Raw genomic sequence first — 622 nt, 5'->3', positions numbered from 1 at the left:
GGGTGCCCCGGCGCCACATCGGTTGGCCGAGCTCGTCGCCACGCTGCGCCGGTTCGACTTCCCGATATCGCTCACCGACCTCGACAGCGCTGCCGATATCGTTGAGCGGACCGCCAAGTTCGAAGTGGAGTACGCCCGAGCCATGCCGGACCGCACGGCTGCCGTCGAGACGATGCTCATCGGGACCGTGATATTCGAGCGGGCCCTCGTTGAGGTGCGCCGCCTCGCGCTCGAAGCCGCCAGCTTCCGGATCGACATGGCACCACACACCGCCAAGCGGCGCTCTCCATGACCTGCGCCTCGCGCGCGTTTCAACTCAAGCCGTAATGACAACCCGGGGCCGGCGCGAATCGCCACACCAACCTTGACGGCCGCGATCAACACACCCGGCATCCGTCAAAGCGCAGCGGCGTTTCTTGTCAGTCTTCACTGCAACTCGACAGAAATGAGAGATCGGCAGGTTCCGCGGGCCCGGAGCCCGGAATCAGCGACGTACCACCGCGACCGCGGGAACGCTGACCTGCAACAACACTGAGAATCCTAACGCCGATGACTCCGCCGTTCGAGATCTCGCCGACGATCCTCCGACCGGCAGCCGGGCCACGCGCGATCCGGCGTCTAC

The 622-nt window shown here is 65.8% G+C and carries 1 protein-coding gene; it reads left to right on the top strand.

The window, feature by feature from the left end:
- On the top strand, nucleotides 1-292 hold a 292-nt coding region (locus AC1DQC_RS19965), incomplete at its 5' end, for a hypothetical protein (protein ID WP_477052969.1).
- Nucleotides 293-622 lie beyond the last annotated feature (330 nt).

This window comes from Cellulomonas sp. P4_H12 (assembly GCF_056400905.1).
This window is presented reverse-complemented; position numbering and strand designations above follow the sequence as displayed.